At 74.8% G+C, this 349-nt stretch carries 1 protein-coding gene; it reads left to right on the forward strand.

Features of this window, described 5'->3' with window-relative positions; all coding sequences use genetic code 11:
* Positions 1 to 349, forward strand: a 349-nt coding sequence (locus PUR71_RS00120) for an RICIN domain-containing protein (RefSeq protein ID WP_329924235.1), incomplete at both ends; no start/stop codon positions are given.

The following is a 349-nucleotide window of genomic DNA, read 5'->3' on the forward strand; positions in this document are numbered from 1 at the left end:
GCCCCAGGCACCCCTCTGTGGTGCTCACCACCGTACTTGCGGTCGCGGCGGCACTGGCGGCGATGCTCGTCGCCAACCCGGCTCAGGCGGACACCAGCGGCGCCCTGCGCGGTGCGGGGTCCGGCCGGGGTCTCGTCGTGCCGAGCGTCGGCCGGGCCGACGGCTCGTCCCTGCAGGTCGACGACTGGTCGGGCGGGGCCAACCACCACTGGACGTCGACGGCCGGCGACCAGCTGACCGTGTACGGCGACAAGTGCCTGGACGTGCCGGGCCACGCCACCGCAGCCGGCACCCGGGTGCAGATCTGGACCTGCACCGGCGCCGCGAACCAGCAGTGGCGGGTGAACGC

Source organism: Streptomyces sp. SP17BM10 (genome assembly GCF_036322405.1).
In the GTDB taxonomy this organism is placed as follows: Bacteria; Actinomycetota; Actinomycetes; order Streptomycetales; family Streptomycetaceae; genus Kitasatospora.